Annotated in this window: 12 protein-coding genes; 6 read left to right on the forward strand and 6 right to left on the reverse strand. The window is 69.4% G+C overall.

Features of this window, described 5'->3' with window-relative positions; all coding sequences use genetic code 11:
- Positions 1–28 precede the first annotated feature (28 nt).
- Positions 29–1,150, forward strand: a complete 1,122-nt coding sequence (locus IPI43_14295; protein MBK7775278.1) for a hypothetical protein — start codon at positions 29–31, stop codon at positions 1,148–1,150.
- A 30-nt stretch (positions 1,151–1,180) separates the two neighbouring features.
- Here the strand turns inward: IPI43_14295 and IPI43_14300 are convergent, their stop codons facing one another.
- Together IPI43_14300 and IPI43_14305 are read right to left on the reverse strand one after the other, a co-directional pair.
- On the reverse strand, positions 1,181–1,744 hold the full coding sequence (locus IPI43_14300; protein MBK7775279.1) for a hypothetical protein: 564 nt from the start codon (positions 1,742–1,744) through the stop codon (positions 1,181–1,183).
- Complete coding sequence (locus IPI43_14305; GenBank protein MBK7775280.1) at positions 1,744–2,010, reverse strand: hypothetical protein; 267 nt, start codon at positions 2,008–2,010, stop codon at positions 1,744–1,746. The genes IPI43_14300 and IPI43_14305 overlap by 1 nt, the downstream gene beginning before the upstream one ends.
- Before the next feature lie 904 nt (positions 2,011–2,914).
- On the opposite strand from IPI43_14305, the gene dusB reads away from it, so the two are divergent.
- On the forward strand, positions 2,915–4,096 hold the full coding sequence (gene dusB, locus IPI43_14310; protein MBK7775281.1) for a tRNA dihydrouridine synthase DusB: 1,182 nt from the start codon (positions 2,915–2,917) through the stop codon (positions 4,094–4,096).
- Between the two features lie 21 nt (positions 4,097–4,117).
- On the opposite strand, the gene IPI43_14315 is transcribed toward dusB, so the two are convergent.
- Positions 4,118–5,065, reverse strand: coding sequence for an SRPBCC domain-containing protein (locus tag IPI43_14315; protein ID MBK7775282.1), 948 nt, complete (start codon positions 5,063–5,065; stop codon positions 4,118–4,120).
- A complete protein-coding gene (locus tag IPI43_14320; protein MBK7775283.1) occupies positions 5,049–5,459 on the reverse strand; it encodes a helix-turn-helix transcriptional regulator in 411 nt (136 codons plus the stop codon). Before IPI43_14320 ends, IPI43_14315 begins: the two co-directional genes overlap by 17 nt.
- Positions 5,460–5,565: 106 nt before the next feature.
- Between IPI43_14320 and IPI43_14325 the strand changes: the two genes are divergently transcribed.
- The 3 genes from IPI43_14325 to IPI43_14335 all read left to right on the forward strand — a co-directional run bounded on the left by IPI43_14325 (position 5,566) and on the right by IPI43_14335 (position 8,250).
- Positions 5,566–6,339, forward strand: coding sequence for a response regulator transcription factor (locus IPI43_14325; protein ID MBK7775284.1), 774 nt, complete (start codon positions 5,566–5,568; stop codon positions 6,337–6,339).
- A gap of 196 nt (positions 6,340–6,535) precedes the next feature.
- Positions 6,536–7,261, forward strand: a complete 726-nt coding sequence (locus tag IPI43_14330; protein MBK7775285.1) for a hypothetical protein — start codon at positions 6,536–6,538, stop codon at positions 7,259–7,261.
- Positions 7,262–7,317: 56 nt separating this feature from the next.
- Complete coding sequence (locus IPI43_14335) at positions 7,318–8,250, forward strand: DUF4259 domain-containing protein (GenBank protein MBK7775286.1); 933 nt, start codon at positions 7,318–7,320, stop codon at positions 8,248–8,250.
- Positions 8,251–8,419: 169 nt separating this feature from the next.
- Here the strand turns inward: IPI43_14335 and lon are convergent, their stop codons facing one another.
- Both lon and IPI43_14345 read right to left on the reverse strand, forming a co-directional pair.
- Positions 8,420–10,855 (reverse strand): endopeptidase La, encoded by a 2,436-nt coding sequence (gene lon, locus IPI43_14340; protein MBK7775287.1) that lies wholly within the window; start codon positions 10,853–10,855, stop codon positions 8,420–8,422.
- Between the two features lie 58 nt (positions 10,856–10,913).
- Positions 10,914–13,034: a glycosyltransferase family 39 protein gene (locus IPI43_14345; protein MBK7775288.1), complete on the reverse strand. Its 2,121-nt coding sequence runs from the start codon at positions 13,032–13,034 to the stop codon at positions 10,914–10,916.
- Between the two features lie 104 nt (positions 13,035–13,138).
- On the opposite strand from IPI43_14345, the gene IPI43_14350 reads away from it, so the two are divergent.
- On the forward strand, positions 13,139–15,166 hold the full coding sequence (locus tag IPI43_14350) for a glycosyltransferase family 39 protein (protein ID MBK7775289.1): 2,028 nt from the start codon (positions 13,139–13,141) through the stop codon (positions 15,164–15,166).
- The last annotated feature ends 10 nt before the right edge of the window (positions 15,167–15,176 follow it).

Consider the following 15,176-nt stretch of genomic DNA (forward strand, 5'->3'; position numbering starts at 1 on the left):
CGCGCGGAGGCGCGGAGATCCGCAACACGTGGTGGTGCGCGCCGCCACGCGCCAGTGCGCCACGTACCGTGACGCGCAGCACCCCATCTCGCGCTACGTCGACGGTCTGCTCGCGCTGCGTCCCGGCGCGGAGGGCCGCCTCATCTTCGCGGTCATCGGCGGCGTGGCGCCAGAGGTGCTCGCGGCCAACAGCGAGGAGGTCCTCGAGAACGACGTCCCGCTCTTGGTCCACGACTATGCGGGCATGCTCGCCCATCCCTCCATGCAGGAAGTGGCCAACGCCATCGGCAGCGAGCTCGTGCCAGGCTGTGTCCGACCCAGCCCCGAGGCTCCGACGAACCCTGCGCGGCAGAATGAGGCGTTTCCCCCTCGCCGGCTCATCCGCGTCGCCCAGGGGCTCGACGACGCGGGCGCCGCCGGCGTGGTGGCCTCGATCTGCGAGGCCGTCGACTCCGAGCACGGGGACTACCGAGCAGACTTCGCGCCAGCCATCGACGCCATCGTGGCGGCCATCGCCTCGAAGATCCCGACGAGCTGCCTCCCACGCCCCCTCATCCGAAACGGTCTCGGGATGGTCCCCTGCAGCGTCCTCGAGGTCCTGCCCGCGGGAACCACGTGCGCCGAACACGCTGGGCGAGGGCGCAACGCGCGCGCAGTCAGCGTGACCGAGGACGGCCGCGAGGTGTGTGGCGTCGAGCAGGTTGCCCCCACGCTCGAACAGCGCGACACGGGCATGGACCCGATCGACCCGGGATGGTTCTACGACGACTACTCGAGCCGAGTCGAAGAGGACTGCGCGACCGAACGCCGCCAGCAGATCCGCTTCACGATCGGTGCGGAGCCCACCTTGGGCGCGCGCTTCCGCCTCGAGTGCTTGACGCCGGTTGCGCCGCCCGAGTCGGTCGTGGACATCGGCACGTCGTGCGAGTCCAACGCGGCGCGCTGCACGCTCACGGGCGCGGATCTCGCCCGGCTCCGCTCCCAGTACGATCGGCCGAACGCCGAGCTCCGTTGCGACGACTACTCGAACACCTGCCGTCTGACATGCGCCACAGGGGCCGACTGTCCTGGGGGCTACATCTGCTTCGACGCGGAGGCGGGAAACCTCGGCAGCGCCCCCTACTGCATCAGCCCGACCTGCGACCTTTGAAGGTTTCGTTCGGCGGGCGCCGATGGGCTGTCAGTCAGCACCGAGACCGATGTGCGCGCGCACTCCGAAGCTGAGCTCCCAGAGCTCGGTGACCACCTTGTCGCCGTCCGCCCCGGGATTGACGAAGAACGGAAGGCCGGCGCGCACGTAGGTGTCGAGCACGGCGGCGCCCACGGGCAGCGTGGCGCCGGCCTCGAACAGCAGCGGGATGTGGGTGTCCTCTGGATAGTCCAGCGGCACCATGACACCCGTGTTGAGGCCGACGTAGAAGGTATCCCAGGCGAAGCGCGGCATGAGGGTCAACAGCAACACTCCGTACACGTCATCGTCTGCGGGGACGACCAAGCCGGTCACCGACGCGTCGAGCGCGAAGTGGTCGCCACCGCGAACCCGCAACGGCACGCCGAAGATGATCCCCACATCGCGGCCATTGGCGGGGACGGCGACCGCGAGCTCGAGCCCGGCTTCGAGCTGGGGCAACGCAGCGAAGCGGTAACGCGCGTAGAACGTGGGGCTCAGAAACCCACGCACGAACGCGGGCGTCAGCGCCCCGCCGAGCCCCGCCAGGCCTCCTTGGAAGCTCGCAGAGGCCATCAGTGGTGCGATGGGGACGTCCCTAGGCCCACCTCGAGGTCGTCGATGATGCCGAAGCCCACGCCCCCGTTGAGGAGCACGAGCACCACCTCGTCCTCAGAACCGGCGTTGGAGATCCACAACGAGACCTGAGGCTCCACCCGGAGGTGCAGCGCTGGCAGCGTGAGCGGACGCTCGGTGTACCGGGAGGGGTATGACGTGACTGCTTCTGCCTGGGCCTGGGCCAGCGCGATGCGCGGCGAGAACCCCACAGCGAACGTGAGCACCAGGAGCAACTTCGCCCCCAGCCTCCATGCATGCGTGGCGTCGCGATGGAGTCCGGGAACAGCAGGTTCGTGTGGCTTCGAGGGCGTCATGGGCCCCGCCGTTTGCAGCGGTCGTGCCACGGAGGATTCACGCTTCCCTCTGGCGCAACTCGAGGGGCATCCGAGTCGTGCGGGCGAGACTCTGGCAATGGGCTGCACGCTTGTGCGCAGTGCGCTGCACACATTCGGGCTCCCCACACTCCACCGCGCTTCCATGAACCGCGGTGGAGGCGCTGACGAATGGAGCCGTGGAGCATGGCCCGTGGCTTGCACTGAAGCGGTGCATGCAAGCGACACGAATGAGACCGATGCGGCTGATGACTCTGGTGCTGCTGGTCTTCGGAGCAACGAATGTCGCCCGAGCACAGGAGGCCCCGACGCTCCGGGAAGACACCAAGCTCACGGACGAAGCGATGGAGCACGCGCGCAGGTCGCCCGGCTTGCAGGTGAACCCGGTGAACACGGCATATCCACGGCTCACGCTGCACGAAGGGCCTCGCCACCCACGGCGAGGCCAGCGGCTGGTCCGCACCGGAGGCTTGCTCATGGGGCTTGGCACCGTCGGGATCATCTTGGGCGCCGCCAGCAACTCGTCCGCCTTCGACCGATGTGAGGATGATGAGTCGTTCTGCTTCGACTTCAGCCCGGAGGTGAGCGTAGGCGCCTCCGTGGCCGTGATGTCGCCACTCCTCATCGTGGGCCTCATCGCTGCGAGCTCTGGAGCGCGACGGAGGGGGCAAGCGCGAAGACTCTCAGCGCGCGTCGAGCTGGCCGGGGGCCGGTACGGATTCGCCCTCATGGGCCGGTTCTAGCGTACAGCGCCGGCCCTCTTGCCCGCGCCCGCCCCGCACCGCATACCCACCGCGTGGACGAGGTCTACCGCAACGACACCAACCGCGACGTGCCGCTGGCCCAGCCCGGCGAGTTCGCGCCCATCCAGCTGGGCCCGCTGTCGGTGTGGCCGCCCGTGGTCCTCGCGCCCATGGCCGGCGTCACCAACTGGCCCTTCCGCATGATGTGCCGGAAGTTCGGCGCGGGGCTGTACGTGAGCGAGATGATCACGGCGCGGCCGCTGGCCGAGGGCCGCGACAAGACGCTCAAGCTCGCGGACTTCCATCCGGACGAGTCGCCGCGCAGCCTGCAGCTCTACGGCGTGGACCCGTACTACGTGGGCGAGGCCGTGAAGCGGCTGGTCGGTGAGGGGCACGTGGACCACATCGACATGAACTTCGGGTGCCCGGTGCCCAAGGTCACGCGCAAGGGCGGTGGCTCGGCCATCCCGGCGCGCCCTGCCCTGCTGGCGGCCATCGTGCGCGCGGCGGTGCAGAACGCGGGCACGGTGCCGGTGACCATCAAGTTCCGGAGCGGCGTGGACGACACCCTGCTCACGTACCGTGACGCCGGCCGCATCGGACAAGAAGAGGGCTGCGCGGCCGTGGCCCTGCACGCGCGCACGGCGGCCCAGCTGTATGACGGCGAGGCCAACTGGGAGGACATCGCGGACCTCAAGCGGCTGGTCACGCACATCCCCGTGCTGGGCAACGGCGACATCTGGGAGGGGCACGACGCGCTCCGCATGATGCGCCTGACCGGCTGCGACGGCGTGGTGGTGGGGCGCGGTTGCCTGGGGCGCCCGTGGCTCTTCGCGGACCTGGCCGCCGTGTTCGACGGCCGCGAGCCCGAGAACCCGCCCGACTTCGGCGGCGTGGCGGCCATCATGCGGGAGCACGCCCTGCTGCTCATCGAGTGCATGGGCGAGGTGCACGCCATGCGGCAGTTCCGGCGGCACGCCACCTGGTACACCAAGGGCTTCCGCGGCAGCGCTCAGCTCCGGCAGGCGCTCACCAACGTGAGCACGCTGGACGAGCTGCGCGCCGCGCTCGGGTCGTTCGACTCGAGCGAGCCCTTCCCCCCCGCCGCCATGCGCGTGAAGCGCGGCAAGACCTCGGGCCGCCAGCGCGTCACCCTGCCCGACGGCTGGTGCGACGACCCGAACGACGCCACGCCGCCCATGGACATCCCCATCGAGCTGATGTCGGGAGGCTGACCAGCGCCCTCACGCGGAGCCTCACGGCTCGAGCAGCCCCTCGAGAGCGTCGAACGAGCCGGTCCAACCGAGCGTCATCCCGCCGCGCTCGCCCACGAAGGCCGCAAGCTCTGCCGTGCTGACACGACCCTGCGGCTCCACCGTCACCGTGACGCGCGTGCGTTCGTCCGACTCGTCGCTGAACACCACCGTGGTCAGCAGGGTGGCGGGCCAGACCTCCGCGCCCGGCGCGGCGGCCAGGTGCTCGCTCTCGTCCACGAACTGCTGCGCGTACACCACCCGGTGCGGGGGCTCGATGGCCAGGTACTCGGCGCGCACGTGCATGGTGCCGTGCTCGCCCGTGATGACGAAGAAGGTGCTCTTGCCCACCGCAATCTCCGACCGGAGGAAGCGCATGCGAGCGCCCGTCGGCGGGAGCCACTGAGCGAGATGCTCGGGCTTCGTCCACATCTCGAACACGCGAGCGATGGGGGCGTCGAAGGTGCGGTTGATGACGAAGGTGCGCTTGCCCGTGGTCGCTTCTTCGAGGTGCTCGGCCAAGCGGTCCCACGTGCCCGTGCCGCCCTTCTCCTTGATCATCCGGGCCATCTCGGTGGCCGCCTCGGGCGTGGCCAGCGCGAAGCTCAGGTCGAGGGTGGTCTTGCCGCCCGCTTCGGTGAACGTGGCCGTCACGCGGAAGAGCGGCGGGGTGCTGTCCGTGGCGCCGTGGTCGTAGACCAGCTTCGCGCGCGGCTCCACCACGAAGTACGTGGCGATGTTGGGGTAATCCACGCCATCGGGCCCATGCATGGTGTAGCGCCAGTGGCCTCCCGCCCGCAGGTCCTTGCTGTGCGTGGTGAGCGTGAAGCCGCGTGGGCCCCACCACTGCCCCACCTGCTCCGGGTCCGTCCACGCGTCCCACACCGCGCTGACGGGGGCCTCGTACACGCGCGTGAGGCGGATCTCGTTGGAGCTAGTTGGCTTTCTCATGGCGCTTTCCTCTCGAGTTCTTGGCCCGCGGCGCGGTGCGTGCGGACTTCTTGGTCGTCGGCTCGGCCGGCTGCGCGGCAACGCTCTTCAAGTACTCCCCGAGGCGGTCGAGCCGGTCCTCCCACATGGCCCGGTACTGCTCGAGGAAGTCCACCGCGGGCTCGAGCGCACGCGGCTCCAGCCGGCACGGGCGCTGCTGTCCCTCGCGGCTGCGCGAGATGAGGCCTGCGCGCTCGAGCACCTTGAGGTGCTTGGTGATGGCCGGGCCCGACAGCTCGAAGGGCGCCACCAGGTCCTTCACCGGCGCTTCGCCCTCGGAGAGCCGCGCCAAGATGGCCCTGCGCGTCGGATCGGCCAGCGCCGAGAAGATCAGGGAGAGGTCGGCCGACGGCATGGGAATCATTTTACCCATTAGTTATTTAACCTTCAAGAAAAATATCGCCGCGACCTGCGTCGCATCGAGGGAACGGGCGGCGAGCCTGAACGTCGAAGCCACTTGGATGTCGGGGGGGCTGCCCCGCGCCCCAACGCTGCTACAGTCCGCCTTCGTGACGACCGCCCCCACCCAGACCGTCCTGCTGGTCGAAGACGACCCTGCGCTGGCGCTCGGCCTGTGCGACAGCCTCGAGTTCGAGGGGTTTGCGGTGCTGCACGCCAAGCGCGGCAGCGAGGCCGTGACCATGGCCAAGAGCGCGCGGCCCGACTGCATCCTGCTGGACGTCATGCTGCCGGACATGAACGGCTACCAGGTGTGCGAGGCCGTGCGCGCCTGGGACCTGAACGTGCCCATCCTCATGCTCACGGCGCGCAGCCAGGAGGCCGACAAGATCCGCGGCCTCGACGCCGGCGCCGACGACTACGTGACCAAGCCGTTCAGCGTGAGCGAGCTCATGGCCCGCGTGCGCGCGCTCCTGCGCCGGGCCAAGCGCACCACCCTGGCCCCCGCCGACGAGTTCCACGTGGGCGAGTGCGTGGTGGACCCGGGGACGCAGGAGCTGCGCCTGCCCGACGGCCAGGTGGAGCAGCTCTCCTTCTTCGAGGTGCAACTGCTGGCCTTCCTGCACGCCCACGGGGGCCAACCGGTGTCGCGCGACGACATCCTCGAGAAGGTCTGGGGCAGCACGGGCAACACCCGCACCGTGGACAACTTCATCGTGAAGCTGCGCAAGAAGATCGAGCCGCTGCCCGAAAAGCCCCGCTACATCCTCACGGTCTACGGCGTGGGCTACCGCCTGGCCATGCCCAAAGAGTTCACGAAGGACGAGGTGGGCTGATGGGCTCCGGAAGCAGCGCACTCATCTGGTACTTCATGTGCACCATCGTGGTGGCCTTCATGACCATCTGCGGTGCGGCGCTGATCATCATCGGCCGCCGGTCGGACGCGAAGAAGCGCGCCGCTCGGATGCGCTGGCGCGGGAATCCGAACCCCGGTAGGGTCGGACCGTGCGTTTCCAGGGGTCAACTGCTTCGTTGCCGGGTCTCACGTACGAGGACGCCTGCGCGCGGCTCTCACGTGTGTCCGAGCCGGTGCTCGGCCAAGTGTCCGTCGAGCACGTACAGCTCTGCCCACAGAGCTCGGGTGTGCTCGATGCCGAGCGCGCCACGCAGCTCCGGGAGTCGATGCCGGAGACCCGGTCCCGTCTGCATGCCAACGTGCGTGTGGAGCCCGAGCGCGTGCTGCGCGACGCGACGCACGTGCGCGCAGACCCCGGGTACTTCGCCAGCTTGGGTCGCGTCCATCACGCCCTAGGTTCGGACGTCTACTCGTTGCACGCCGGTCGACGCGGAGGACCGGTCGACACTCTCGAACAGGTGTTCGACAACGTACGTCACCTCGAGGACGCCCTCGGCAGCACCGTCGCGGTGGAAGGGCTCTACCCCGACGCGCGCCGCTCGTTCTTCCTCGACGACTGGTCGTCGTACGCGTCGCTCCTCGAGAGCCCGGTCCACTTCGCGATAGACCTGTCGCATCTGCACATCGTCGCCACGCGCTGGCGAAGCCTGCCGCGCGCCCTGGTGCACGAGCTGCTCGCATGCGAACGCTGCGTCGAGGTCCACGTGTCGGACAACGACGGCTTTCGAGACCAGCACCGGGTGCTCACGCACGAGCCCTGGTGGTGGTCGTTTCTTTCGTCGGTGCACCCCAGCGCCGTGGTGTTCACCGAAGCCAACCACCGGAGCAGCCCTACCCCATGATCTCAGAAGCCCAAGTCGCCTCGCTCGTCACGCATCTCACGAACCAATTGCGACCCATGGACGGTGTGAGCGTGCTGTCCCAGACGGAGGACACCGTCACCATTCGCCTCGAGCGGATGGAGGGTCCCGACATGCTCGTCAAGATCGGCAAACAGCACTACTTCCACTACGAGCCGAGTGAAGACGAGAACGAGTACCTCGACGAACGCGCTGTGACGGCGGCCGTCCTCGAGGCGGACGACTACGTCTTCTCTGGATATGGCGAGCTGCTCGGCTACGACGACGAAGGTTGCGACGGGGCCTTCGACATCGAAGTCCATGAGGCCCCAGGCGACAAGAAGAAGCGCAAGCAGCTCGTCGACAGGTTGGTCAAAGCGATGAAAGCAAGGGTGAAGGGGGTGGCCCAAGCGCCTCCCGGCCGCACGCTCCGCGAGAAGTTCGGCAAGGACCCATTCACCGGGAAGTCGGAGTCCTACTTCGTGGACGAAGAGGGGTTGCGCGTCTCGAAAGCGAGGCCGAACGACGTGATCGTCAAGGCGAGCGGCACCGACGAGCCCATCGGGATCGACGAGGAGACATGGGGCGTGTACCCATTCGAGAACGAAGCTGCGGCCTGGTGGATCAAGGACCTCAAGGGGAGCGACGCGGTGCGCCTCGATAAGATCACGTTCGTGTTCCGCTACATCGAGGAGGAGTTCAATTCCAAGCTCGGTGTCGGCATAGAGACCGCGCAATGCGTGATAGCTGCCTCGGAGATCCTCGCGCGCATTCAGGGGCGGCCCGACCCGGCGTCGGCGCCAGCCGCTCTCGCCAAGTGGCTCGCAACCTCGAAGCTGGAGGCGACGCCCGAGCTGCTGGAAAAGGCCTCCAAGGCCATCGACTGCGCGCTCGGAAAGAACTCGGGGCTGAGGGTGGCGTGGACCGAATCAGGTCACCTCGACGCATGGCTCGCCGTCGTCGCCGATCTCCGCGGACGTCTCGGGTCCTGAGCGCGCAACCCCTGTCGAGCCGGGATGCAGCACCTAGCGCGACGTGCTCGCCTCCGGTGCAACCGACAGCGACCTCCTGACCGAGACCACTCGACCGCCAAGACGCGAATCGCCCGCGAAGCACGAGGGCTACGCGGGCGAACGCTGAACGGGAGCCTCGAGCTGAGCCCTAGGCCTGAGCCACCACGCCCGCGCCCGCCGTCTTGTCGTCGCCCAGCCGCAGCTTCAGCGAGTCGGTGTTCTCGAGCGCGTTCACCAGCACCTCGTCCACGGTGGACACCGGGATGAACTCCAGCGTCTCGCGGATCTCCTCGGGCACCTCTTCCAAGTCCGCAGCGTTGCGCTCCGGCAGGATGACGCGCTTGATGCCGGCGCGGTGAGCGGCGAGCACCTTCTCCTTGATGCCACCCACGGGCAGCACGCGGCCGCGCAGGGTGATTTCACCGGTCATGGCCACGTCGTGGCGCACGCAGATGCCGGTGAGGAGCGAGACCAGGGCCGTCATCATGGTGACGCCGGCGCTGGGGCCGTCCTTGGGCATGCCGCCTGCGGGGATGTGGATGTGCAGGTCGCTCTTCTCGAGGAAGTCCTTGGGGAGGCCGAAGTCTTCGGCGCGGGTGCGCACGTAGCTCATGGCCGCCTGCGCGGACTCTTTCATGACGTCGCCCAGCTGTCCGGTGAGCTGCAGCTTGCCCTGCCCGTGCATGCGCGTGGCCTCGATGAAGAGGATCTCGCCGCCCACGGCCGTCCAGGCCAGGCCCGTGGCCACGCCCGACTCGCTGGTGCGCTCGGCCACTTCGGACGTGAAGCGTGCGGGGCCCAGGTAGGGGCGCAGCGCCTCGGCGTCGTTCATGGCCCACGGACCCGTCTCGCCCTCGGCCACCTTCACGGCCACGCCACGAATGACGCTGGCGATCTGGCGCTCCAGGTTGCGCACGCCGGCCTCGCGCGTGTAGTGGTCGATGATGCCCTCGAGCGCGGCGTCCGAGATGGTGAGGATTTCACCCTTGATGCCGTGGTCTTCGAGCTGCTTGGGCAGGAGGTGCACCTTGGCGATGTCCAGCTTCTCGCGCCGCGTGTAGCCGGGGATCTCGATGATCTCCATGCGGTCGCGGAGCGGCGCCGGGATGGTGTCCCCCACGTTGGCCGTGGCGATGAACATGACCTTGGAGAGGTCGTACGGGATCTCCAGGTAGTGGTCGCTGAAGGTGTCGTTCTGCTCGGGGTCCAACACCTCGAGGAGCGCGGCCGCCGGGTCGCCCCGGAAGTCGTGGCCCACCTTGTCGATTTCATCGAGCATGAAGATGGGGTTGATGGTCCCGGTCTTCTTCATGCCCTGGATGATCTGGCCCGGAAGCGCGCCCACGTAGGTGCGGCGGTGACCGCGGATGGCGGCCTCGTCGTGCACGCCACCCAGGCTGATGCGGTGGAACTTGCGGCCGAGCGCGCGCGCCACGGAGCGGCCGAGCGAGGTCTTGCCGACGCCGGGCGGCCCGATGAGGCACAGGATGGGACCCTTCTTGTCCTTCTTGAGCTTGCGCACGGCCAGGTACTCGACGATGCGCTTCTTGACCTTCTCGAGGCCCGAGTGGTCCTCGTCCAGCACCTTGCGCACGGCGGCGATGTCCAGGTTGTCCGTGGTCTCGCGGCTCCAGGGCACGTCCAGGAGCCAGTCGATGTACGTGCGCACCACCGTGTACTCGGCGCTACCCACCTGCATCTGGCGCAGCCGCTTGAGCTGCTTGCGGGCCACCTTGTCGGCCTCGCCGGGGAGGCTGGCCTTGGCGATGCGCTCTTCGACCACGTCCAGGTCGCCCTGGTCGCCCTCTTCTTCGCCCAGCTCTTCCTTGATGGCCTTGAGCTGCTGACGCAGCACGTATTCGCGCTGGTTCTTGCCCATCTCCTCTTTGATTTGCGAGTTGATCCGCTCGCGCATCTTGAGGATTTCCAGCTGACGCGTGAGCAGGCGCAGCACCTTGCGGATGCGCTCCTTGGCGTCCACCGTCTCGAGCAGCTGGGCCTTGTCTTCCACCGGGGCGTCCAGGTTGGCGGCCACCAGGTCGGCCAGCTGGCCGGGCTCTTGGATGCTGTCCAGCAGCGAGTTGGCCTCGCGCGGGAGCTCCGGCATGAGCTGCACCACCTGCTTGGCGATGTCGCGCAGGCTCATGGCCAGCGCTTCGCTCTCCACGTCGTCCGTGGGGATTTCGTCCAAGCGCGAGATGCGGGCCTTGAGGTACGGCTCCTCTTCCACCACGTGCTCGAGGCGGATGCGCACCAGGCCCTGCAGGATGAGGCTGTAGTTGCCCGAGCTGTGCTTGAGCGCCTTGAGCACGCGCGCCGCGACGCCCACCGGATACAGGTCGCCCTCGATGGGGTCGTCCGTGGACGGGTCGCGCTGCGCGAAAATGGCGATGATGGGCTGGTCGGCGCTCTCGATGTCTTCCACCAAGGCGACCGAGCGGGGGCGACCCACGTCGAAGGGAGCGACGGCGCCGGGGAAGAGCACCGCGTTGCGGATGGGCAACACTGGCAGCTCGTCGTCGAAGCGTACGTCTGGTCCCTCGGGCGGTGTCGATAGGGAACTCATCTCGTCTTCGTCAGACATATTCTGCGACCATAGTCACCGGCCCGAAGCCTGGCAAGGACGTTGCACGCCGAGCGTTCTATTCGTGGTTTTCCCGGGTGGCGGCGGCCTCATCCGGGATTCGCTCGAAGATCGTCACGGGCATGTGGTCGAAGCACACGCTGAGGGCCTCCTCGTCTTGCTCGTCCCACACGTAGCCCCAGTCCGTGTCGGGGAAGCGCGGCTCGCGCGTGAAGCGGGCCACCACGCGGAACCCCAGCTGCTCGGCGAACAGGTCGCGGTAGAACGCGTGCTGGGCCGGCGCACGCACGGGGGCGCTGGGGTGGCGAGCACGGCGATGGTACCAGTCGCCCACCACGACGAAGCGCGCCCGGGCCAGCGTGCGCTCGAAGTGTGCGGGCAGCCGCTCTTGATCGGGGCGGCCCGTGAACAGTCGCCGCGGGCGCAGCGTGGCGGCCTCCGGAGGAACACTGTTGGCCACCCAGCGCCCACCCGAGGCGGCCGGGTAGTTGGGGAGCACGCGCCCCACCAGGTCGTAGTCGTCGTTCAGGACCGCGCTGTAGGAGCCCTCGGGCTCGAGCACCACCACGTCGCGCCGCTCGCCGTGCTCGGCCAGGTAGCGCCCCGCCAGCACGCGCGGGTCGGGCTGGCGGAACATCAACGCATAGGCCACCCCGCGGGCGCAGGTGAAGGCCACGATGCCCACCGCCAGCGCGGCCAGCGCAAAGCTCAGCGACGCGGCCAGCGTGGCGTTGCGACCGGGCGGAGGCTGGCTGCCGCCGGGGCGCCCTGGATGGGGACTGGGAGCGGGAGCGGGGAGGAGGCGTTGCGGGTGGGCCAGCAGGCTCGCAGCCCCCAGGATGAGCGCGGGCACGGCTGGCAGGACGTAGCGCACGGTGACCACCGCGAAGCCGCCCACCAGCAGCAGCGGCGGGATGGCGCCCCAGAAGACGATGCGGTCGAGCGAGGAGCGCCGCACGAGCCCGCGCCCGAGGGCGATGTAGGCCGCCAGGCAGGCCGGGCCCCCGAGGGCATACGGCAGCAGCGTGGCCACGTGCGGCCAGAAGGGCAGCGAGTCGTTGTACGTGAAGCGCCAGTCGTAGAAGCTGAACTCGCGCTCGTTGAACTGCAGGGCCAGCAGCGCCGCACCCGAGCGATTGGGCGCGATGTCCCGGAAGTAGGCAGCCGGGTCCGACGACACCAGCCAAGGGTTGAGCGCCGCGTAGGCCAGCACGGCCACGAGCAGGCTGAGCAGCATGGGCGCGCTCAGCCCCGCCCGCAGCAGGCTCACGCTGCGCCGCCACCACGACGTGGGCATCCCCGCCACCTGTCGGTGGCTGGCGATGGCGGCTGGAAGCGCCACCAGGCACACCAAGCCGGGCCCCTTGCTGGCGGCGATGAGCGCGATGGCCACGCCTGCCTCGAGCACGCTGGTGACGCTGGCACGACGCGTAGCCAGCGCCGCGCACGCGTGCAGGAAGAGCGCCAGCGCGAACACCAGGACGGACTCGGCGGTGAAGAAGTGCGCCACCTGGAACAAGCCCACCGAGGCAGCGGCCAGCGTGGCGGCAACGGCCCCGGCGCGGGACGTCTCGAGGCGCGCCGCCGTGAGGCCCAGCAAGAGGATGGTGAGCGCCCCCAGCACCCCGGCCAGGAGGCGCAGCGCATGGAGCAGGTCCGGCAACGAGACGGTTGTGGCGGTGGTCTCGGTGGTGAACGCCCGCGTGATGTAGGCGCCCTGGTTGGGGTAGCGGGCCACCAGCGCTTGCGCGGCGTCGCGGCCCCCGAAGCGGGCCCACTTGGTGGCGATCACCAGCTGGAACACCAGCGGGCCATAGGCGGTGTTGTGCGGCCGGAAGTCCCCCCGGGTGAGACCCCGGTACTCGGCGGCCAGCGCCTCGTGCACCACGAAGCCCTTTTCGTCCACGTGCAGGGCGTAGGGCAGCCCCCAATCGGCCGTGGCCAGGCGCGCACCACCGCCCAGCAGCGTGGCCAGAGCGATGACCATCCAGGGCAGCCACGAGCGCTGCTTCGTCGAAACAGGCGGAGCATAGGCGCGAGGCGGGCGGGGCGCTGGACCCAACCCACCCCCCTGCCAGCGGGCGCGGGCCTCGGCGGCGTCGGCGTCCACCTGCGACTGGGCGGTCAGGGGCGGAAAGCTGGCTAGCTCGAGCTCGAGCTCGTCCTCGGTGCGCGACACGGCGCGAAGCTAGCAGGTCAGGCGGCCCAGAGAGCACTATGCTTGAGTTCGGTCGGCGGGTTTCGTACACCCACGGGCCAGCCTGCCCCGCTGCGCTGCGCATCGTGACACTCACCCCCGACCACCCACCGTATCGCACCCGTCATCGCCCTCCCCGTCGTGGGAGCGGTGCAGAGCGTCTGCTGCGGCGCGTGGGCACGCCCGAGCGGCTGAGCTTGCTGGCCATCGCGCTGGGCTTCCTGGTGATGCACTCCCTGAGCCCCATCCCCGCGCTGCAGGGTGACGGCTACTACACTTATCTCTGGGCGCGCTCGCTGGCCTTCGACGGGGACATGGACCTCGCCAACGACTACGCCATGTGCGGGGACCCGTGGGGCATGGGCCGGCCACACGCGCCTGGCCTCGGGCCGCGCAACCAGTGGAGTCCTGGACCGGCGCTGGCCTGGACGCCCATGCTGTGGATGGGGCGGCACTTCGTCCCGGCCGCGCTCAGCGAGCAGCGCGCGGTCGCGCAGGCATGCACCGGCCCGCTGGCCGCGTTCGGGCTCTTCGGCACGGTGCTGCTCTCGTTGCTCACGCTCCTCTTGCTCTACCGCCTGGCGCGCCGGCACGCAGGGGTGGGGCCCGCGCTGCTGGCCACGGCCGGCATCGCGTTCGCGTCGCCGCTCTCGTATTACGGGGCGTGGCTGCTGTCCTACGGGCACGCGCCCGCCGCGTTCTCGGTGGCGCTCTTCATCGAGCGCTGGGATGGCACCCGCACCGGGCCGCACGCGCGCCACCCGCTGCGCTGGGCGCTCCTGGGCGCGCTGCTGGGCCTAGCCATGCTCATGCGCCCACAGAACGCGGTGTTCGTCTTCGCGCCGCTGGGAGAGTGGCTGTACCTCGCGTTCCACGATCTGCGCGCGAAGGAGCACCGGCGCGCTCTCGGCATGGTGGGCGCAGGGCTGCTCTTCACGGGTGGCCTGTTGCTGGCGTTCGCGCCGCAGCTGCACGCCTGGAAGGTGAGCTACGGGTCGTACTTCGCCATGCCGCAGGGGCCGCACTACATGCGCTGGAGCGAGCCGAGCCTGGACGGTGTCTTGTTCGCCAGCACGGGCGGGCTGCTCACGTGGACCCCGCTGCTGGCGCTGGGCGTCATCGGGCTGCTGGAGGGCAGCCTGTCGCGCCGGCGTGGGAACGCGCCCCACCGGCCGCTGGCGGTGGCGCTCCTGGTGGCCTTCGCGCTCACGGTCTACATCAACGGCGCGGTGTGGGACTACTGGGGCTCGATGGGGTTCTCGAACCGTCGCTTCACCGAGATGAGCGCGCCGCTCGGCCTGGGCATGGCGCTGGTGCTGGCGTCCGTGTTTCGCTACGCCGAGCGTGAGCCGCGGCGGCTGGCAGGCGCCATGCTGGGCCTGGTGGTGGGCGCCTTTTCGGTGTGGAACCTGGCGGCCATGACCGGCGTGGGCAGCGGCCGCATCGCCAACTGGCGCGAAGCGCGCTCTGACTTGATCTGGGAGCAGATCTTCCACGAGCTGGCGCACGGCACCTACGAGGCGGTGGGCAACCCGGCCGCGTGGCCCGCCTCGCTGCCCTTTGCGCTGCGCTTTGGAACGCACCCCATGCGCTATGACGCCATGCGCGGGATGAGCCTCTACTACGCGGAGTACGAGACCGGCCAGCCGCGCCCGGGCGAGACCACCGCCATCTTCGCTGGGGCGCCGCTGCACGCGCTCTATGCCACCGACGGCTTCTCGGCGGAGCCCGAGACGCTGGCGGGCCGCCGTGGCCTGCGCGTGAGCGGTGGGCACGCGCGGCTGCTCCTGCCGCTGTTCCTGGGCGAGGTGGGCGGCGTGAGCCTGCGCGCGCGCATGGTGGAAGCCGGCCGCGGCGCCGTGCGCGTCACGTGGAACGGCACGGACCTGGGCGAGCAGTCGGTGTCCAGCAGCTGGCGCGCGGCCACGTTCCGAATCCCGCCGGGTGTGGCGCACACGGGTGTCAACGAGGTGGAGCTGGAAGTGAGCGGCGGGCCGCTGGTGCTGGCCTCGCTCGAGCTGGTGCCGCCTCTCGCCGACGAACCTGCCGCGGAAGCCGAAGCGGCCGGTGCGGAACAGGCCGAAGCGGCCGCTGCCGACGAGGCGGGCGAGTAGCCCTACCGGC

This window comes from Sandaracinaceae bacterium, from assembly GCA_016706685.1.
GTDB lineage: Bacteria > Myxococcota_A > Polyangia > Polyangiales > Houyiibacteriaceae > JADJJE01.

Coding starts and splice junctions, on each gene's coding strand:
- IPI43_14300 (MBK7775279.1), bottom strand. CDS start 1,744: ATGGCCTCTGCGAGCTTCCAAGGAGGCCTGGCGGGGCTCGGCGGGGCG.
- IPI43_14315 (MBK7775282.1), bottom strand. CDS start 5,065: ATGAGAAAGCCAACTAGCTCCAACGAGATCCGCCTCACGCGCGTGTAC.
- IPI43_14320 (MBK7775283.1), bottom strand. CDS start 5,459: ATGCCGTCGGCCGACCTCTCCCTGATCTTCTCGGCGCTGGCCGATCCG.
- IPI43_14325 (MBK7775284.1), top strand. CDS start 5,566: ATGTCGGGGGGGCTGCCCCGCGCCCCAACGCTGCTACAGTCCGCCTTC.
- IPI43_14335 (MBK7775286.1), top strand. CDS start 7,318: ATGGACGGTGTGAGCGTGCTGTCCCAGACGGAGGACACCGTCACCATT.
- lon (MBK7775287.1), bottom strand. CDS start 10,855: ATGTCTGACGAAGACGAGATGAGTTCCCTATCGACACCGCCCGAGGGA.